Origin of the sequence: Kitasatospora gansuensis (assembly GCF_014203705.1) — a bacterium.
Taxonomy (GTDB): domain Bacteria; phylum Actinomycetota; class Actinomycetes; order Streptomycetales; family Streptomycetaceae; genus Kitasatospora; species Kitasatospora gansuensis.
This window is the reverse complement of record NZ_JACHJR010000001.1, coordinates 2,936,492-2,954,579: the sequence shown is the minus strand read 5'-3', so window position 1 is coordinate 2,954,579 and position 18,088 is coordinate 2,936,492. Positions and strand designations below refer to the sequence as shown.

18 protein-coding genes are annotated in these 18,088 nt (G+C 73.3%); 11 read left to right on the top strand and 7 right to left on the bottom strand.

From position 1 onward, the window contains the following. Nucleotides 1-56: 56 nt before the first annotated feature. The 7 genes from F4556_RS12935 to F4556_RS12905 form a co-directional block, all read right to left on the bottom strand. A complete protein-coding gene (locus F4556_RS12935) occupies nucleotides 57-401 on the bottom strand; it encodes a DUF742 domain-containing protein (RefSeq protein ID WP_184914486.1) in 345 nt (114 codons plus the stop codon). Beyond that, nucleotides 398-2,284 (bottom strand): sensor histidine kinase, encoded by a 1,887-nt coding sequence (locus F4556_RS12930; protein WP_184914484.1) that lies wholly within the window; start codon nucleotides 2,282-2,284, stop codon nucleotides 398-400. Before F4556_RS12930 ends, F4556_RS12935 begins: the two co-directional genes overlap by 4 nt. A 210-nt stretch (nucleotides 2,285-2,494) precedes the next feature. After that, nucleotides 2,495-3,292, bottom strand: coding sequence for a histidinol-phosphatase (gene hisN, locus F4556_RS12925; RefSeq protein WP_184914481.1), 798 nt, complete (start codon nucleotides 3,290-3,292; stop codon nucleotides 2,495-2,497). 60 nt (nucleotides 3,293-3,352) lie between these two features. After that, complete coding sequence (locus F4556_RS12920) at nucleotides 3,353-3,676, bottom strand: DMT family transporter (protein ID WP_184914478.1); 324 nt, start codon at nucleotides 3,674-3,676, stop codon at nucleotides 3,353-3,355. A 101-nt stretch (nucleotides 3,677-3,777) separates the two neighbouring features. Continuing rightward, nucleotides 3,778-4,833, bottom strand: a complete 1,056-nt coding sequence (rsgA, locus tag F4556_RS12915; protein ID WP_184914475.1) for a ribosome small subunit-dependent GTPase A — start codon at nucleotides 4,831-4,833, stop codon at nucleotides 3,778-3,780. 16 nt (nucleotides 4,834-4,849) lie between these two features. Then, nucleotides 4,850-6,169, bottom strand: a complete 1,320-nt coding sequence (gene aroA, locus F4556_RS12910; RefSeq protein WP_184914472.1) for a 3-phosphoshikimate 1-carboxyvinyltransferase — start codon at nucleotides 6,167-6,169, stop codon at nucleotides 4,850-4,852. Nucleotides 6,170-6,339: 170 nt separating this feature from the next. Further along, nucleotides 6,340-7,044: a M50 family metallopeptidase gene (locus F4556_RS12905; RefSeq protein ID WP_184914470.1), complete on the bottom strand. Its 705-nt coding sequence runs from the start codon at nucleotides 7,042-7,044 to the stop codon at nucleotides 6,340-6,342. A 109-nt stretch (nucleotides 7,045-7,153) separates the two neighbouring features. Here F4556_RS12905 and F4556_RS12900 point away from each other — a divergent pair, with 109 nt between their 5' ends. The 11 genes from F4556_RS12900 to F4556_RS12855 all read left to right on the top strand — a co-directional run bounded on the left by F4556_RS12900 (nucleotide 7,154) and on the right by F4556_RS12855 (nucleotide 18,058). After that, a complete protein-coding gene (locus tag F4556_RS12900) occupies nucleotides 7,154-7,909 on the top strand; it encodes an SOS response-associated peptidase (RefSeq protein ID WP_184914468.1) in 756 nt (251 codons plus the stop codon). Nucleotides 7,910-7,918: 9 nt separating this feature from the next. Continuing rightward, nucleotides 7,919-8,545, top strand: coding sequence for an alpha/beta hydrolase family protein (locus F4556_RS12895; protein ID WP_184914467.1), 627 nt, complete (start codon nucleotides 7,919-7,921; stop codon nucleotides 8,543-8,545). Nucleotides 8,546-8,810: 265 nt separating this feature from the next. Beyond that, nucleotides 8,811-9,542 (top strand): sigma-70 family RNA polymerase sigma factor, encoded by a 732-nt coding sequence (locus F4556_RS12890; protein ID WP_376775789.1) that lies wholly within the window; start codon nucleotides 8,811-8,813, stop codon nucleotides 9,540-9,542. Further along, nucleotides 9,539-9,838, top strand: coding sequence for a mycothiol system anti-sigma-R factor (gene rsrA / locus F4556_RS12885; protein ID WP_057227022.1), 300 nt, complete (start codon nucleotides 9,539-9,541; stop codon nucleotides 9,836-9,838). The genes F4556_RS12890 and rsrA overlap by 4 nt, the downstream gene beginning before the upstream one ends. A gap of 138 nt (nucleotides 9,839-9,976) precedes the next feature. Then, a complete protein-coding gene (locus F4556_RS12880) occupies nucleotides 9,977-11,461 on the top strand; it encodes an HD-GYP domain-containing protein (RefSeq protein WP_313068287.1) in 1,485 nt (494 codons plus the stop codon). Continuing rightward, nucleotides 11,458-12,759, top strand: a complete 1,302-nt coding sequence (locus tag F4556_RS12875) for an HD domain-containing phosphohydrolase (protein WP_313068286.1) — start codon at nucleotides 11,458-11,460, stop codon at nucleotides 12,757-12,759. The genes F4556_RS12880 and F4556_RS12875 overlap by 4 nt, the downstream gene beginning before the upstream one ends. A 129-nt stretch (nucleotides 12,760-12,888) precedes the next feature. After that, complete coding sequence (locus F4556_RS12870) at nucleotides 12,889-13,869, top strand: tetratricopeptide repeat protein (protein WP_184914464.1); 981 nt, start codon at nucleotides 12,889-12,891, stop codon at nucleotides 13,867-13,869. Between the two features lie 87 nt (nucleotides 13,870-13,956). Beyond that, on the top strand, nucleotides 13,957-14,601 hold the full coding sequence (gene def, locus F4556_RS12865; protein ID WP_184914461.1) for a peptide deformylase: 645 nt from the start codon (nucleotides 13,957-13,959) through the stop codon (nucleotides 14,599-14,601). A 170-nt stretch (nucleotides 14,602-14,771) separates the two neighbouring features. Beyond that, entirely contained in the window at nucleotides 14,772-16,325 is a 1,554-nt protein-coding gene (locus tag F4556_RS12860; RefSeq protein WP_184914457.1) for a peptide ABC transporter substrate-binding protein, read from the top strand. Between the two features lie 84 nt (nucleotides 16,326-16,409). After that, nucleotides 16,410-16,532, top strand: coding sequence for a hypothetical protein (locus F4556_RS39060; protein WP_281403648.1), 123 nt, complete (start codon nucleotides 16,410-16,412; stop codon nucleotides 16,530-16,532). A gap of 86 nt (nucleotides 16,533-16,618) precedes the next feature. Then, nucleotides 16,619-18,058 (top strand): aKG-HExxH-type peptide beta-hydroxylase, encoded by a 1,440-nt coding sequence (locus F4556_RS12855; protein WP_184914454.1) that lies wholly within the window; start codon nucleotides 16,619-16,621, stop codon nucleotides 18,056-18,058. Nucleotides 18,059-18,088: the final 30 nt, after the last annotated feature.

Here is an 18,088-nt window from a genome sequence, read left to right as displayed (position 1 = left end):
GACCGCGGGCCCCGGAGACGTTCGGTCGTCACCGGGGCCCGCAACCATGCCCGGGGTCAGAGTCGCAGCAGCCCGTCCCTGATCCGCTCCAGCAGTGCCACCGAGGCGTCCCCGGCGGCCACTTCGTGCACCCGGACGTACCGCTCCGCCGCCAAGTCGGCCACCAGCACCCGGGCCACCCCGAGCGGGACGGGCAGCAGGGCGGCCAACTCGGCCACCGAGCGCGGGGACTGGCAGAGCTCGACGATCCGGTGCCGCTCGAAGCTCAGCGGAGCGGCCAGTGCGGCGGGCGGGGCGGAGACCAGGGTCTCCAGTCGCAGTTCGTCGCGGAGCGGCCTGGTCCGGCCCGCGGTGAGGACGAACGGCCGGACCACCGCGCCGAGTTCGAAGCCGCCGGTCACCGTGCCACCGCCATCCGGTCGACGGTCAGCAGCCCGGCGGGCAGCAGCACGCTGGCGGTCACCCCGTGCACCGGGGCGGGCGCGAGCCGGACCCGGGCGCCGAGCCGTTCGGCCAGCCGGCCGACCACGTAGTGGCCGAGCAGTCCGTCCCGGCCGACCAGGAAGCTCTCCTGGCCGGTCAACCGGGCGTTGGCGCGGGTCAGTTCGGCCTCGGTCAGGCCCCGTCCCTGGTCCATCACCGCGATCAGGTAGCCGCCCGCGCTGATCCTGGCGAACACCTCCACATCGGTGTCAGGCGCCGAGGCGGCCAGCGCGTTCTCGATCAACTCGGCCAGCAGGTGCGCCACTTCGGCCACCGCGCCGCCGTCAAGACGGGCTTCGTCCAGCTGCCGCAGCACCACCCGCCGGTAGTCCTCCACCTCGCCGAGCGCGGCCCGCACCACGTCGCCCATCGCCACCGGCCGCTCCCAGCGGCGCGGGCTGGGCTCGCCGACCAGCACCAGGATGCTCTCGGCGTTCCGCCGCATCCGGGTGGCCAGGTGGTCCAGTTCGAACAGGTTGGCCAGCACGCCCGGGTCGTGCTCCACCTGCTCCAGGCCGGACAGGAAGCCGAGCTGACGGGTGACCAGCGCCTGGTTGCGGCGGCCCAGATTGGCCAGCGACTCGGTGGAGTTGCGCCGCAGCACCGCCTGTTCGACCGCCAGCCGCAGCGTGGTGGCCGCCACCCGGTCCAACGCGGCCGCCACCTCGGCCAGTTCGTCGGCCTGCGCGTCGCGCGCCGTACCGGGCAGCGCGGCCGCCGACTCGGGGGTGCCGACCCCGTCCCTGATCCGGGCCACCGCCTCCGGCAGCACCCGGTCGGCCAGCTGGTTGGCCTGCTCGACCAGGGCCGCCAGCGGCCTGGTCACCGACCGGCCGGCCAGCACCCCGAGCGCCGCCGCACCGGCCAACGCGCCCAGCGCCAGGGCCAGTTCGCGCCCCAGCGACCAGAGCGCGGCCGACCGCAGCTCCGCCGCCCCGGCCCGGCTCTCCGCAGCCGCCTCGGCCTGCACCCGGTGCAGATCGTCGACCAGCGTGCTGGCCGCCTGCCACCAGTCCGCCGCCCGCACCGGCAGCCGTCCACCGCCGTACGCCGCCAGGGCCCGCTGCTCCATCCCGGCCACCGCGACCGCCGCCGGGCTGCGCAGTGCCGCGGCCAGCGCGGCGCCCCGGGCGGCGGTGGCGGTGCGCGGGGCCTGGGCCAGCGCGGTGTTCTTCACGGACAGCACCCGGGCGAAGGCGGGGTAGTCGCCTTCGCCGAACGCCCCGGCCGCGAACACCCCGTTCAGCGTGCCGCGTTCCAGCGCCGCCGCCTCGGCCGCCTCGCCGAGCACCCGCAGGGTGGTCAGCGCGGCCTGCAGCTCGCGGTCCTCGGCGGCGACGTCGGCGAAGGCGGCGGTGGAGAGCCCGCCGATCGCCTGGCTGAAGAAGTCCAGTGCCTCGGCCCGGGAGGCGGTGCCGGTGTCGGCCCGGCCGCGCAGCGCGGCCAGCGTGCCTAGCCCGCCGAGGGCGGTCCGGACGCCGGGGGTGCCGGGCGGTTCGGCGGCGAGTGCCTGGTCCAGTCGCTGCCTGGCCTGGTCGGCGGCGGCCCGCTGCTCGCCGAGGCGGGCCCGGAAGCTCTCGTCGCCGCCGAGCAGACCGGCCGTCAGGCCGCGTTCGCGCTGGAGCTGCCGGACCAGTTCCTGGGTGGTGACCGCCAGCGCCACCTGCTGGTCGGTGCGGTCCGCCGCCCGGTAGCGGGCGGCCTCGGCGGCGGTGCCGAACGCGGCGAGCAGCACCAGCGCACCGGTCGGGAGGGCGAGCAGCAGGGCCAGTCGGTGCCGGATGCTGCGGAGCGTACGCACGTCGGGGTGTCCCCTCGGCAGGCGTCCCGGCGGGGTGGCGCACGGGGGAGCGGAGCCGGGCCCTGACGGGCCGTCGGCTTGACCCCTGGGAGCGTAAGGGGCCGCCGTTGCAAGGGAGTTGCGCCGCCCTCAGCGGCGCCGCCCGGCTGCCGGGGAGTTCTCGGCAACCGGGCGGACCACTGTCGGTAACGCGATCGGTCACACGAGGTGTCAGATCGTCAGCTTCCGCAGCGTCTCGTCGTGCAGCAGGCCGTTCGAGGCCACCGCGTCGGCGCCGTTCGGGCCTTCGATCCCGTCCAGACCGGTGAACCGGCCGCCGGCCTCCTGCACCACGATGCACGGCGCGGCCATGTCCCACAGGCTCAGCTCAGGCTCGGCGGCGATGTCCACCGCGCCCTCGGCGACCATCATGTACGACCAGAAGTCGCCGTACGCGCGGGTGCGCCAGCAGGACCGGGAGAGGTCCAGGAAGGCGTCCAGGCGGGCCCGCTCCTCCCAGCCGGTGAGCGAGGAGTAGGAGAGCGAGGCGTCCTCGAGCCGGGAGACCGAGGAGACGTGGATCCGGCTCGCCTTGGCCAGGCTGCGGCCGGCGTACGCGCCCAGGCCCTTGGCCGCCCACCAGCGGCGCTGCAGGGCCGGGGCAGAGACGATGCCGACCACCGGGTGCTGCTCACCGTCCGGGCCGACCTCGAGCAGCGAGATCAGGGTGGCCCAGACCGGGACGCCCCGGACGTAGTTCTTGGTGCCGTCGATCGGGTCGATCACCCAGCGGCGCGGGCCCGAGCCCTTGAGGCCGAACTCCTCGCCGAGCACCGCGTCGCGCGGCCTGGCCCGCTGCAGCACGCTGCGCACCAGCTCCTCGGCGGCCTTGTCCGCGTCGCTCACCGGGGTCAGGTCGGGCTTGGTCTCGACCTTGAGGTCCAGCGCCTTGAAGCGCTCCATGGTGATCGAGTCGGCCGAGTCGGCGAGGACGTGGGCGAGTCGGAGATCGTCGTGGTAGTCGGCCATGCCAGAACATTAGGCGAGCGTCCACGGATCTGGACACTTCGGCTCGAAAACTGGACGCTCTCAGTGCCCCGAGCCGCTCAGCTGGAGGCCGATCACCCCGGCGATCACCAGCGAGATCGAGACCAGCTTGAGGGTGGAGGTGGTCTCGTCCATGAAGATCATCCCGTAGACGGCCGTCCCGGCGGCGCCGAGCCCGGTCCACACCGCGTAGGCCGGGCCGACCGGCAGGGTCTTGAGCGAGAGGGTGAGCAGGCCGAAGCTGCTGAGGGCGAACACACAGAAGCTGACGGTGGGCCAGAGCTTGGTGAAGCCGTCGCTGAGTTTCAGGTTGATCGCGAAGCCGGTCTCCAGCAGTCCGGCGATGATCACCAGGGCCCAAGCCATCGGAGCCGACTCCCCTCGAAAGGCCGGACCGATTGGTCCGACCTTCCTATGATCGCCAGGCGGAGCTGATCCGACACCTCTGACGGGCCGAAAGGTGGGGGTCAGTCACCTTCGCGGGTCTCCTTGGAGGAGAGCAGACGGCGGAGCGAGTACAGCCGGGCCTGCTCGGCGTGGCCGTCGGCGACCCAGGCGTCCAGCGCGCAGTCCGGCTCGTCGTGGCTGCAGGCGCGCGGGCAGCCCTCGGTGCCCGGCTCCAGGTCCGGGAAGGCCAGGATGACCCGGGACGGGTCGATGTGGGAGAGCCCGAACGAGCGGAAGCCGGGGGTGTCGATCACCCAGCCGGGATCGAGCGCCTTCTTGGAGCCCGGCTTCACCCCGGGCGGCGGCGGCAGCCGCAGCGCCAGCGCCGAGACGGTGGTGTGCCGCCCCCGGCCGGTGACCGAGTTGACCACGCCGGTGGTCCGCTGGTGCAGCGGCACCAGCGCGTTCACCAGGGTGGTCTTGCCGACCCCCGAGTGCCCGATGAAGACGGTCGACCGCCCGCGCAGGTGGTCGCGGACCGCCTCCGCCCCGGCGGTCTCCAGCTCGTCCCGCCGGGTCACCACGTAGTCGATGCCGAGCGGCGCGTACGCCTCCAGCAGCGGCGCGGCCGAGGCCAGGTCCGCCTTGGTCAGCACCAGCAGCGGCCGCATCCCGGCGTCGTACGCCGCCACCAGGCAGCGGTCGATCAGCCGGGGCCGGGGCTCCGGGTCGGCCAGCGCGGTGACGATCGCCAGCTGCTGGGCGTTGGCCACCACGATCCGCTCGTACGGGTCGTCGTCGTCGGCGGTACGGCGCAGCACCGAGCTGCGCTCCTCGACCCGGACGATCCGGGCCAGCGTGTCCACGTCGCCGGAGAGGTCGCCGATCACGTGGACGATGTCGCCGACCACCACGCCCTTGCGGCCCAGCTCACGCGACTTCATCGCGATCACCTGCCGCTCCTGCTTGGTGCCCGCCTCGACCAGGCAGGTCAGCCGGCCGCGGTCGACGGTCAGGATCATTGCCTCGGCGGCGTCCTCGTGCTTGGGCCTGATCCTGGTCCGCGGCTTCGAGCCCTTGCGGCCCGGGCGGTTGCGGATGTCGTCCTCGTCGGCGTCCTTGCCGTAACGGCGCATCTGTTCCGACTCCCCGTCAGCCCTGGCCGAGCAGGTCGGCCCACATCTGCGGGAAGTCCGGCAGGGTCTTCGCGGTGGTCGCCACGTTCTCCACCCGGACGCCCGGGACGGCCAGGCCGATCACCGCGGCGGCGGTGGCCAGCCGGTGGTCCTCGTAGGTGTGGAAGACACCGCCGTGCAGCGGGCGGGGCCTGATCCGCAGACCGTCCTCGGTCTCGACGGCGTCGCCGCCCAGGTCGTTGATCTCCTTGACCAGCGCGGCCAGCCGGTCGGTCTCGTGCAGCCGCAGGTGCGCGATGCCGTACAGGTGCGACTCGGAGTCGGCGAGCGCGGCGACCGCCGCGATCACCGGGGTCAGCTCGCCCACGTCGTGCAGGTCGGCGTCGATCCCGTGGATCTTGCCGGTGCCGGTGAACTCCAGCCCCTCGTCGGTCAGTTGGCAGCTGCCGCCCATCCGGGTGTACAGGTCGCGGAGCTGGTCGCCCGGCTGGTAGGTGTGCTTGGGCCAGTCCCGGACGGTCACCCGGCCGCCGGTGACCAGCGCGGCGGCGAAGAACGGCGCGGCGTTCGAGAGGTCCGGCTCGACCACCAGGTCACGGCCGATCAGCGCCCCCGGGGTGACCCGCCAGACGTCCTTCTCACCGCCGTCCTCCGGTGCGTCCACCTGGGCCCCGGCCTTGCGGAGCATGTCGACCGTCATCCGGATGTGCGGCAGGGAGGGGACGGTGCCGCCGGTGTTCCGGATCTCCACGCCGTTGTTGTAGCGGGCACCGGAGAGCAGCAGGGCGCTGACGAACTGTGAGGAGGAGGACGCGTCCAGCTCGACCGGGCCGCCGTCCAGCGCGCCGGTGCCGTGCACCGTGAGCGGGAAGCCGCCGCGACCGCCGTCGTCGATCCGGGCGCCGAGCGCGCGCAGCGCGTCGATCACGCCGTGCTGGGGCCGCTCGTAGCTGCGCGGGTCGCCGTCGAAGTGCACCGGGCCGTCGGCGAGGGCCGCCAGCGGGGGGAGGAAGCGCATCACGGTGCCCGCGTTGCCGACGTCCACCTGGGCCGGGCCGCGGAGCTGGCCGGCCGGGATGACCCGCCACGCCTCGCCGCCGCCGGTGCCGCCGCTGGCGTTGTTGACGGTCTCCTCGATGCCGACGCCCAGCGCGCGCAGGCCGTCGGCCATCAGCTGGGAGTCCCGGCTGCGGAGCGGCCGGCGGATCCAGCCCGGTCCGTCCGCCAGCGCGGCCAGCACCAACGCACGGTTGGTCGCCGACTTCGATCCGGGGATGGTGACGACGGCATCGACGGCGCCGGTCGCAACGGGGGCGGGCCACAGGGCTTCGGTCATGGGGTCAGTCTAGGTGCCGATGCGCACCCGGCTCGGAAGACAGGGGCTCGGGGAACGGCGACGGTTCGTGGCGGGTGGGTATCACTGCGAAAGTGCCTGACCACTTACGTACGGATCACGTTTCCCGAGGCTGGCGTCGCCGTTCCCCGAGCCCCTGGCTTGGCGTCTGCCTAGAGAGCGAGTAGCCAGCTGCCGCCGAGGGCGAGGGCGGCCAGGGCGGTGAGGAGGAAGAGGGCCACCCAGAAGAGGGGGCCGATGTGGGTGAGGTGGGCCAGTTGGTCGGCGTCGGTGTTGCGGGCGCCCTCGTGGCGGCGCTTGCCCTGGAGTTCCAGGACCGGGCGGACGCCCGCGAGGAGCAGGAACCAGACGCCGACGTAGGCGAAGGCGGCCTGGAGCTGGCTGCTGCCGTACCAGGAGATGAGGAAGAAGGCGGCTCCGGTGAGCACCACGGAGAGCACTCCGAAGGCGTTCCGGATCATGACGAGCAGGCCGGCCAGCAGGACGATGGCGATCCAGAGCAGCTGGGTGACGTGCTGACCGGCCAGCAGGGCGGCGCCGCCGAGGCCGAGGAGCGGGGGAGCGGTGTACCCGGCCGCCGCGGTGAGGATCACGCCGGGGCCGGTGGGCGGGCCGGAGGAGATGGTGAGGCCGGAGGTGTCGGAGTGCAGCCGGATGCCGGCCAGCTCCCGGTCGGTCAGCAGGGCGGCCAGGCCGTGGCCGCCCTCGTGGGCGATGGTCACCACGTTGCGGCTGAGCCGCCAGACCGGGTGCGGGAGGATCGTGAGCAGGGCGACCGCCGCGCTGCCGAGCACCAGCCAGTGCGGTGGGGCCGGCTGGGTGGCGGTGAGCGTGTTCCACAGTCCCGCGAAGTCCATTCCGTACCTCCTTGGCGCGTTCGGACCAGCACCCTCCCATGCCAGGACGGCGGGAGGGAACCGCCCGGTTCTGCGGACCGGGCGGGAAGGCCGTGGCAAGCTGATCACCATGTGTGGACGTTTCGCCTCCACCACCGCGCCCCAGGACCTGGTCGAGGTCTTCGGGGTCGAGCAGTGGGACCCGACCGAGACCATCGCGCCGAGCTGGAACGTGGCGCCGACCGATCCGGCCTTCGTGGTGCTGGACCGGGTGCCGAAGGGCGGCGGGGCGCCGGTCCGGCAGCTGCGGGTGATGCGCTGGGGTCTGGTGCCGGCCTGGTCGAAGTCGCCGGAGACGGCGGTGAAGATGATCAACGCCCGGGCGGACACCGTGCACGAGAAGCCCGCCTACCGGCAGGCGTTCGCGTCCCGGCGCTGCCTGCTGCCGGTGGACGGCTACTACGAGTGGGAGACCATACCCAGCGAGAAGGGCAAGCCGCGCAAGCAGCCGTTCTTCGTGCACCGGGCCGACGGCACCATCCTGGCGCTGGCCGGTCTGTACGAGTTCTGGCGGGACCGCCGCTTCCCCAACGACCACCCGGAGGCGTGGCTGGTCACCTGCTCGGTGGTCACCACCGACGCCGAGCCCGCGCTGGCCCCGATCCACCACCGGATGCCGCTCTTCCTCGACCCCGGGGCCTTCGACGCCTGGCTCGACCCGGCGCTGAACGACCCGGACGAGCTGCGCGGCCTGCTGGTCCCGCCGCCGCCCGGCGCGCTGCTGGCCCGGGCGATCGGCCCGGCGGTCGGCAACATCCGCAACAACAGCCCCGAACTGCTGCGCCCGCTCAGCGAGATCGAGCCGGACGACAGCACCCTCTTCTGACGGAGCGCCATGCTTGTCACCACCCCGGTCGGCGACGCCCGGATCACCCTGTACCCCGCCGACGGCAAGGCCCGGGTGCTGTTGGCGCTCGGCCACGGGGCGGGCGGCGGGGTGGAGGCCCGCGACCTGCAGGCGCTGGCCGCCGCGCTGCCCGCGCGCGGGATCACCGTGGCGCTGGTCGAGCAGCCCTGGCGGGTGGCCGGGAAGAAGATCGGCCCGGCCCCGCAGACCCTGGACGCGGCCTGGCTGCCCGCGATGGCCGAACTGGCGGCGCAGCGCCTCCCGTTGGTGGTCGGCGGCCGCAGCGCGGGCGCCCGGGTGGCCTGCCGGACGGCCGCCCAGGCGGGCGCCGTCGGCGTACTGGCGCTGGCCTTCCCGCTGCACCCGCCGGGCAAGCCGGAGCGGAGCCGGGTCGAGGAGCTGCTCGGCAGCGGCCGCCCGACCCTGGTGGTGCAGGCCGGGCAGGACACCTTCGGCACGCCCGAGGAGTTCCCCGAACTCCCGGCCGGCCACCGGCTGGTGGCGATCCCGTACGGCAGCCACGGCTTCGCGGTGCCCAAGCGGGCCCCGCTCGGGCAGGACGAGGCGCTGGCGCTGATCACCGAGGCGGTCGGGGACTGGATCCTGGAGCTCTGAACCGCCGGGTCCCGGAGCTTCGGGCGCGGACCGGGAATTCCCTGACACCCGGCCGGGTTTACACCTGACGTCAGCAAGGTGTCCCGGTAGGAAGGCAGGGCAGATGGGTTCGATCGCGTGCCCCGAACGGCCGGACGAGCGGGCGGCGGCCAGTGCCGCAGTGCCCGACTGGTCCGAGTGGCTGGTCGCGGGCGAGAAGCCCGTCAGCCCGATATCCTCGCTGTCGGGTCGGCCCATTCCGGTGCCGCCCCGTGAAGCCGAGGAGGTGGGTCCGGTCGTCGGAGCGGAGCACGAGGCCGAGCCGGTCGAGGCGGAGCCGGGCAGCGAGATGCTGACCGGTGACGAGCTGGCCGAGGCGATCGGTGAGGACACCTTCCGGGTGTCGGTCGACGAGACCGAGGACGCCAGACGCGAGCGCTTCGAGCGGGACGCCCTGGGCTACCTGGACCAGATGTACTCGGCCGCGCTGCGGATGACCCGCAACCCGGCCGATGCCGAGGACCTGCTCCAGGAGGCCTTCGCCAAGGCCTACGCCTCGTTCCACCAGTTCCGCGAGGGCACCAACCTCAAGGCCTGGCTGTACCGGATTCTCACCAACACCTTCATCAACTCGTACCGGAAGAAGCAGCGGGAGCCCCAGCGCACCGCCGCCGAGGAGATCGAGGACTGGCAGCTGGCCCGCGCCGAGTCGCACATGTCGACCGGTCTGCGGTCGGCCGAGACCCAGGCGCTCGACCACCTGCCGGACAGCGACGTGAAGGACGCCCTGCAGGCGATCCCGGAGGAGTTCCGCATCGCGGTCTACCTCGCGGATGTCGAGGGCTTTGCCTACAAGGAGATCGCGGACATCATGGGTACTCCCATCGGCACGGTGATGTCCCGTCTGCACCGTGGCCGCCGTCAGCTGCGCGGCATGCTGGAGGACTACGCCCGTGAGCGCGGGCTCGTCCCGGCCGGCAGCGGGGCAGGGCAGGAAGCGAAGGGCTCGGGCTCATGAGCTGCGGCGATCCGCACGACACCGACTGTGGAGAGGTGCTCGACCACCTCTACGAGCTGCTCGACAACGAGATGGCCGAGGGCGACTGCGCCAAGCTGAAGGTGCACTTCGAGGAGTGCTCCCCGTGCCTGGCGGAGTACGGCCTGGAGCAGGCCATCAAGGCGCTGGTGAAGCGCTCCTGCAGCAGCGAGCACTCCCCGGCCGACCTGCGCGGCAAGGTACTGGCCCGGATCGACTCGATCCGGGCCGGGCAGCGGGCCGGCGAGTCGCTGACGGTGGCCGAGGCCGCCGAGTAGTACGCCGTACTGGTTCGCGCGCAGGTCGGTCATCACTCGTTCGAGTGAGTTGACACTGCGCCGACCGGGGCATTCCGTGATCGGGCGTCCACTCCGCCGGGCCGGGCCCTATTCTCCTGACGAGCACTCAGCCCTTGGGTGCCCCAAGGGAACTGCGGCCGTGGCGGGGAGGCGGAGATCGCTGACGAGGACCCGGGCCCGGCCCTGCCGGGAGCGGCGTCGCGGTACGGCGCCGTGGTGCTGCTCGGCGCCGTCGGCGCCCTGCTCCCGCTGGTGCTGCCGGGCCCCGACTGGCTGACCGGTCCGGTGGACTGGCCCCGGGTCGGGCTGCTGGCGGTGCTCAACGTCTGCTGGGGTGCGCTCGCCCAGGGCGGGCCCACCCCCTGCCTGCGGCTGCTCCGGGCCGCGCTGCTCGGCCGCCGTCGGCCGGCCGCGCCGCCGTCGGCCCCGGAACGGGCCGGCCCGGTCTTTCTGCCGGTGCTGTTCGCCGGGGTGCTGATGCTCCCGCCGGCCGCCGCCGCGCTGGTCGCGCTGCCCGCCGCTCTGACCGCCCCGGTCGCCGCGCCGCGGGCCGCCCGCCGGGTCTGGAACGCCGCCCAGCTGGCGCTGTCCGCGTTCGCCGCCGCCGTGCTGTTCCGGCTGCTGCCCGGGCCCGAGCTGCTGCTCGGCTCCCGGTTCCCGGTCGCGGTGCTGCCCGCGCTGGCGGCCGTGCTGCTGTTCTGCCTGGTCAACTCCGCGCTGGTGGGCGGGATGCGGCGGCTGGCCGACCCCGGCCGGCCGAGCACCCCGCCGACCGGTGCGGTGCTGCTGCCCGCACTGCTGCACGGGGCCGGCGGGCTGATGGTCGCGGTGCTCTGGCAGGGCCCGTACGGCGCCTTCGCGGCGGTGCTCGCGCTGCTGCCGTTCTCCATCTCGGTCTGGGTCTCCGCCCAGGGGCACCGGGAGCGGACGGCCCACCAGGCCACCGTCCAGGCGCTGGTGCAGGCGGTGGAGATCAAGGACGCGTACACCCGGGGCCACAGCGAGCGGGTCGGCCGGGCCGCCGTGCTGATCGCCCGTCAGCTCGGGATGGCCGAGGACCGGCTGCGCACCCTGCACTTCGCGGGCACCCTGCACGACGTGGGCAAGCTCGGGGTGGCCACCGAGCTGCTGCGGCGGAACGGGCCGCTGACCGAGGCCGAGCGGCGGGCGGTCGAGGTGCACCCGGTGTTCGGCTTCGAGCTGGTCCGCGGGATCGACTTCCTCGGCGAGGCCAGGGACGGCATCCTGCACCACCACGAGCGGCTGGACGGCCGCGGCTACCCGAGCGGGCTGGCGGGGGAGCGGATCCCGGAGTTCGCCCGGATCATCTCGGTCGCGGACGCCTTCGACTCGATGACCACCACCCGCTCCTACCGGCGCGGCCGGCCGGTGGCCGAGGCGGTGACCGAGCTGCAGCGCTGCGCGGGCAGCCAGTTCGACCCGGCGATGGTGCGGGCGCTGGTCGAGGCGGTCCGGCTGCACGGCTGGGAGCCCGCGCTGCCGCCGCCCGGTGGCTGGGCCGGGGAAGTTCCGGACATCCCGCTCGGCGTGCCCGAACCGGCCCGGCGCCCGGCCGGCGATCTGCTGCCCGGTGCGCCGTGACCAGGGCTGGTCAGACGAGCCCTAAGGCGCTCCGGGGCACCGCGGCCCTGCTCCTGCTGCTCACCTGCGCCGACGCGCTCCACCACGGCATCTCCGCCCCGCTGGTGGCGGCGGCCTTCGCGGCGGTGATCGCGGTCGGCGAGCGGGTCCGGGTCACCCTTCCGGGCGACCGCGAGCAGGCCCCGATCGGCACCGCCGTCGCGCTGGCGTACGCGCTGCTCGGGCCGCTGCACGGGCTGCCCACCACGCACGGTGTCTCGCAGGTGGTGGCGGTGGCCGGGATCGGCACGCTGGCCGGTCTCGCGCCGCTGCGCAGCCGCCGTCGGCACCGGCGGTGCCGGCCGGAGCCGGGACGGGTGGACGGGGCGGTCCGGCGGCTGCTGACGGTGGGTTTCGCGGCGCTGCTGTTCCAGCCGCTGTACAACAGCGGCGCGCTGGACCAGCTGCCGCTGGCCGGGCCCGCGTACGGGGTGTTCCTGACCGGGGTGGCGGCGCTGGCCGCGCTCTGCGACGCGACCCTGGCGGCGGTCCAGCGGCGGGCCAGGAACGGGCTGCGGTTCGCCGCCGCGCTGGAGGACGAGCTGCGCTCGCTGCTCGGGATCGGCTCGGCGATCGTCGCCACCGGGATGCTGATCAGCCTGCTGGCGGGGGAGGTGGGGCTCTGGGCGCTGCCGCTGTTCTGCGCCCCGCTGCTGCTGGCCCAGGCCGCGTTCCGGCGGGCGGCCGCCGTCCGGGCCACCACCGGGCAGACCATCGAGACGCTGGCCAGGGCCACCGAGGTGGCCGGGTACACCCCGCCGGGCCATGCCCGCCGGGTGGCCGACACCGCCTGCGCGCTCGGCCGCGAGCTGGGTCTGGGCAGCCGGGACCTCGCCCTGCTGGAGTACGCCGCGCTGATGCACGACATCGGCCAGCTCTCGCTGGTGGAGCCGGTGCCGGACGGGGCCACCGCCCTGTTGCCCCAGCCGGAGCAGCAGCGGATCGCCCGGCTCGGCAGCGAGGTGATCAGCCGGACCGGGGTGCCGGGACAGGTGGCAGGACAGGTGGCCAGGCTGGCCGATCCCTGCCACGGTCCGGACGGCTGCGCTGACCGGACCCTGCCACTGGCGGCCCGGATCATCCGGGTGGCGAACGCTTTTGACGACCTGTCGGCCGCCGCCCGCCGCCGGGGCCTGACCGAGCAGGCCGGGCGGCAGGAGGTGTTCGAACTGCTCCGCGCGGAGCGCGGTCGGCTCTACGACCCCGGGGTGCTCGACGCGCTGGCCCGATCCGCCACAGTCGTCGTCCGACCTGACTGAACCGCTGTGCGAGGAGCGCGGCCGACGGGCGGCGTGGTTGGATGCCGTCATAGCGTGGAAAAGCCGGGGAAGAGGCCCCCGGCACACCGGGTACGGCACACCGGCGGACGACTAGGGCAGGGACGGAACGTGAGGATCTTCCACCGCGCACGACACCGCCCGTCGGCGACCTGGCGGCAGACCACCGACCGCGCCTTCACCCTGATCGGTGACGGCCGCTACGAGGACGCCGGGCCGCTGCTGGTGATGGCCGCCGACCTGGAGCCGTGGCTCTCCGACTCCTGGTTCAACCTCGCTCTGCTGCACAAGTTCCGCCGGGACTGGGACCAGGCCAGAGCGGCCGGTCTGCGCGCGGTGGCGCTGCTGGACCGCGAGCACGGCGCCCCCGACTGGTGGAACCTCGGCATCACCGCGACCGCCCTGCAGGACTGGCCGCTGGCCAGGCGGGCCTGGCAGGCGTACGGCCTGCGGCTGCCCGGCGGCGCCCAGGACGGCACCGTCCAGCTCGACCTGGGCACCACGCCGGTCCGGCTCTCCCCGGAGGGCGAGGCCGAGGTGGTCTGGGGCCGGCGGCTCGACCCGGCCCGGATCGAGGTGCTCTCGATCCCGCTGCCCTCCTCGGGCCGCCGCTGGGGCGAGGTGGTGCTGCACGACGGCGCCCCGCACGGCGAGCGGGTCGCGGACGGGGTGGCGTACCCGGTCTTCGACGAGATCGAGCTCTGGGCGCCCTCCCCGGTGCCGACCTACGTGGTGCTGCTGCAGGCGGCCACCGCGGCTGACCGGGACGCGCTGGAGCGGCTGGTCGCCGACGCGGGGTACGCGGCCGAGGACTGGACCTCCTCGGTCCGGCTGCTCTGCCGGGCCTGCTCGGAGAGCCGGATGGCGGCCGACGACGGCCGCACCGTGCACCACGACCCGCACGACGACGGCGACGCGGCCCACCCGGGTCACCTCAGCCACCTGAGCCAGGCGGGCTCCGGCCTGTCCTGGCTCACCGAACGCGAGTGCGGGATCGCCGCCCCGGCCAAGCTGGTCGGCGCCCTGCTGGACGGCTGGGTGGCCGCCTCACCCGCCACCCGGGCGTACCGGGACCTCGAAGAGGTCTGCTGAGGTCTGCTGAGTAAGGGCCTGTTGGGTCCCGGGCGCCGTACTCTTTACCCGGTAGATCTTCGGCAGACCCAGAAAGCGGAAGCAACGATGGCGGACCAGCACGACCACGACCACGACCACTCGCACGACCACGATCACGCGCACGAGGAGACCTCGGAGCCGAAGGTGGTCGGCGAGCTGCCCGACCTCACCAAGGGCACCGCCCGTCCGATCACCGTGTTCGGCAACCCCGTGCTGCACCGCGAGGTCAAGACGGTCACCGAGTTCGACGCGGAGCTGGCCACGCTGATCGACGACATGTTCGTCTCGATGTACGCGGCCGAGGGCGTCGGCCTGGCGGCCAACCAGATCGGCGTGGACGCCAAGGTCTTCGTCTACGACTGCCCGGACGACGACGGGGTCCGGCACGTCGGCCACGTGATCAACCCGGTGCTGGAGGAGCTCCCGGCCGGCCGCCGCCAGCTGGACGACTCCGCGGAGGGCTGCCTCTCGGTGCCCACCGCCTACATGGAGCTGGCCCGCCCGGACTTCGCCGCCGTCACCGGCCAGGACAAGCACGGCAACCCGATCCGGGTCGAGGGCACCGGCTTCTACGCCCGCTGCCTCCAGCACGAGACCGACCACCTGTACGGGTACCTGTACATCGACCGGCTCTCCAAGCGGGAGCGCAAGGACGCGCTCAAGCAGATGGCCGAGGGCACCCCGCGCTACGCCACCGTCGCCAACGACTGACGGATGGCCAGGGGCCGGTTCCGGGCAGTCGCCCGGGGCCGGCCCTTTCCGCTGTCCGGGGTTGATCGGTTTGGCCCTCGAAGCTGGCGATCAATTCGGCGGGCTGTTGAACTCTGGTTGGTACACATCAAGTTGTGTGCGAATCCGCCAGCTCAGCCCCCGGAGGAATCATGCTGTCCACCCTTGCTGCCCCGACCGCGGTACTGTCCGGCGAGCGCACGGTCATCAGTTACCACGGCACGGAGCCGGAGAACGCGCTGATACCCGGTCACACGACGGAGTCCGGCGGGGTCAAGGTGATCGCGGCCCTGTTCCGCGGACTGATCTCCTACGACGCCGTCGACGCCCACCCGAAGTACGCGGTCGCGAAGTCCATCAGCACCACCGACTCCACGGTGTTCATGATCGAGCTGAAACGCGGCTGGACCTTCCACGACGGCACGCCGGTCACCGCGAGCAGCTTCGTCGACGCCTGGAACTACACCGCGCACGGCCCGAACAAGATGCAGGCGGCCAGCTTCCTGGCGCACATCGAGGGCTTCGACGAGGTGAACGCCGCCGACTCGACGGTCACCGAGCTGTCCGGCCTGAAGGTGCTGGACGACCACACCTTCGTGGTGACCCTGTCGGCGCCGTTCTCCGAGTTCCTGGTCACGCTCGGGTGCAGCGCGTTCTTCCCGCTGCCGAAGGCCTTCTTCGAGGACCGGGCCGCGTTCGAGGCCCACCCGATCGGCAACGGCGCGTTCCGGTTCGTCTCCCGGGAGTTGGAGAAGAACATCCTGCTCGAGCGCTACGACGACTACGCCGGGGACGACAAGCCGCAGATCGGCGGCGTCGACTTCCGGATCTACGCGGACCTGGGCGACGCCTACCACGACGTGATGGACGACCGGCTCGACTACCTGGACGTCACCCCGTTCTGGGCGCTGGAGGGCAGCCGGTACCTGAAGGACCTGCCGAACCGCACCTACGACCGGACCTACCTCGGGATCCAGACCATCACCTTCCCGCTCTACGACCCGCGCTACAGCGACCGGCGGGTGCGGCAGGCGATCTCGATGGCGATCGACCGGGTCAAGCTGATCGACAAGATCTTCCAGGGCCACCAGGCGCCGTCCGACGGCCTGGTCCCGCCGGCCGTCTCGGGCCGGGCCGAGAACCAGGGCGGCGAGCTGTGCAGCTACTCCCCGGTGCGGGCCCGGGAGTTGTTCGAGGCGTCCGGGTTCCAGGGCGACATCGAGCTGACCTCCAACATCGACTCGCCGAACCAGCCATGGATGGAGGAGGTCTGCGCCTCGGTCACCGCGACGCTGGGCGTGCCCTGCCGCTTCGTGTCGATCCCGACCCTCGGGGAGTTCCGGCGCAAGCTGAACGCCCAGGAGATCACCGCGGTGTTCCGCTCCGGCTGGATCGCCGACTACCCGTCGATCGAGAACTTCCTCAGCCCGATGTTCCGGACCGGCGCCTCCGACAACGTCGGCAAGTACAGCAACCCGGCCGTCGACGCCCTGCTCTCCGCCGCCGACACCGCGCCGACCAGCGAGCAGGCCTGGGACCTCTACCAGCAGGCGGAGCGGGCGATCCTGCAGGACATGCCGACCATCCCGATCTGGTACCAGAGCACGCTGTCGGCCTGGTCGACCCGGCTGCGGACGGTCCAGCCCAACCCGTTCCGTGAGCTGGATCTGTACAGCGTCACGGTGGCGGAGCCGGAGGAGGACTGACCTGGGAGAGCGCCACCACACCGCCGCCACACCCGGGTTGAGCAGAATCGGAGACGTCCCGTCAGCTGAGTGGAAGGAGACGAAATGCCGTCCCAGACCGTGGAACTGCCGAACATCCGGGTGACCGCCGAGTCGGCGCCGAGCATCACCACCGACGCGCAGTACGAGCGTGAGTGGCTGCCGTCCGACATCGCGCCGATGAAGTAGTGCCGGATCGCGGGCCGGTCACCGGGGAGACCCCGGTGACCGGCCCGCCGTAGTTCCCGACCCGCCGAACCACCCTGGGGTGAACGTTGTCGACCCACCAGCAGATCGACCGACTCCTCGGCAGCGACCCGCAGTTCGGGTCCGCCGAGGCCATCGAGGCCCGGAACGTCGCCCGCTACCGGCTGGGCCTGACCGTGCTCGCCCGGCACTTTCCCGAGGCGGCCGGGCGGTTCGAGCGGCTGGGTGGGGTGACGGACGCGGAACTCCGGCCGTTCCTCTACGACCCGGTGCTGCGGAACGCCTTCGAGAACGACCTGGTCGCGCTGGAGAACCACCGGCAGGCCCCGAGCGAGTTCGCCCGGCAGCTGGCCGGGGTCGATCCGGAGGCCGCCGACGGGCTCGGCCCGACCGAGCGGCTGATGGACCGGCGCTGCCGTCCGTGGCCCGGCCGCGGGGTCGGCTGGGTATGGACCGAGCTCCGTCCCGAGGTCGCCGAACTCCCGCTTGCCGCACGGCTGGAGGAGCTCAAGCAGGGCAGCTTCACCGACCTGCGCGGCGCCCGCCGGGTCACCCCGGACGAAGCCCAGCTGGCCGGGCTCGCCCGGGGTGCCGAGCTGCTGGCCGCCCTGCTGCCGTCGGCGGGTGCCGGGGTCTTCCCGCACATCTCGCTGGTCGGGCTGGCCCAAGGGGCGGCCGACGACGGCGAGTTGCACTCGTTCTCCGGCGGTGACCCGCTGCCCTCGGCGCTGTTCGTCGCGCCCGAGCACCTGGGCGACCCGTGGATGACCGCCGAGATCCTGCTGCACGAGGGGCTGCACCTCAAGCAGTTCGACATGCTGCGGACCGGCGCGCTGGTCGCCGACCCCGGCCACCAGGTGGAGATTCCCTGGCGGTTGACGCCCTGGACGCTGACCCGGGTGCTGGCCGCGCTGCACGTCTACAGCCACCTGGTGCTGTTCTTCGCCGCCGCCGCTGCGGCCCCCGCCGAGCTGCGCGAGCGCTTCGGCGCACCGCCGGTCACCGAGGGCGTCGGGGTGCCGACCCCGGGCAGCCGGGCCGCCGTCGAGGGCGGGTTCGGCACCAGCGCCGAGCGGGCCGGCTACCTCGGGCGGCAGGCGCTGGAGGTGCACGGCGAGGCGCTCACCCCGGCCGGGCGGCGATTCGTCCGGTGGCTGCTGGAGACGGTGGCGCCGCTCGCGCCCGGTATCCGGCCGGCTACCGAACCTGTTGCTGTTGCTGCCGCCGCGGTGCCCGAGCTCGACCCGCGCGGCTACCGCAAGGCCGAGCCGGTGGCGGTCTGCCCGCTGCCCGAGCAGCACCAACTGCTGGCCCACGCACCGGAGTCGGCGCGGTTCCACTGGCTCAACGAGCACGCCTGGCTGATCTACGCGCTGTGCGACGGCAGCACCTCGGCGGAGATCGCGGCGGCCTACGCCCGGCAGGGCGGCGGGGCGGCCGACGACCGCTTCGCGCTCGGGGTCGCCGGGCTGGCCGCGGCCGGGCTGGTGGTGCCGGTCGGCGGCTGAGCCGGCGTCGGGAGGTGACATACCGAGTTC

What these genes read in the sequence shown, in the direction of transcription:
- hisN (WP_184914481.1), bottom strand. Translation starts at nt 3,292, where the DNA reads ATGGCCGACTACCACGACGATCTCCGACTCGCCCACGTCCTCGCCGAC.
- F4556_RS12920 (WP_184914478.1), bottom strand. Translation starts at nt 3,676, where the DNA reads ATGGCTTGGGCCCTGGTGATCATCGCCGGACTGCTGGAGACCGGCTTC.
- rsgA (WP_184914475.1), bottom strand. Translation starts at nt 4,833, where the DNA reads ATGCGCCGTTACGGCAAGGACGCCGACGAGGACGACATCCGCAACCGC.
- aroA (WP_184914472.1), bottom strand. Translation starts at nt 6,169, where the DNA reads ATGACCGAAGCCCTGTGGCCCGCCCCCGTTGCGACCGGCGCCGTCGAT.
- F4556_RS12905 (WP_184914470.1), bottom strand. Translation starts at nt 7,044, where the DNA reads ATGGACTTCGCGGGACTGTGGAACACGCTCACCGCCACCCAGCCGGCC.
- F4556_RS12900 (WP_184914468.1), top strand. Translation starts at nt 7,154, where the DNA reads ATGTGTGGACGTTTCGCCTCCACCACCGCGCCCCAGGACCTGGTCGAG.
- F4556_RS12895 (WP_184914467.1), top strand. Translation starts at nt 7,919, where the DNA reads ATGCTTGTCACCACCCCGGTCGGCGACGCCCGGATCACCCTGTACCCC.
- rsrA (WP_057227022.1), top strand. Translation starts at nt 9,539, where the DNA reads ATGAGCTGCGGCGATCCGCACGACACCGACTGTGGAGAGGTGCTCGAC.
- def (WP_184914461.1), top strand. Translation starts at nt 13,957, where the DNA reads ATGGCGGACCAGCACGACCACGACCACGACCACTCGCACGACCACGAT.
- F4556_RS12860 (WP_184914457.1), top strand. Translation starts at nt 14,772, where the DNA reads ATGCTGTCCACCCTTGCTGCCCCGACCGCGGTACTGTCCGGCGAGCGC.
- F4556_RS39060 (WP_281403648.1), top strand. Translation starts at nt 16,410, where the DNA reads ATGCCGTCCCAGACCGTGGAACTGCCGAACATCCGGGTGACCGCCGAG.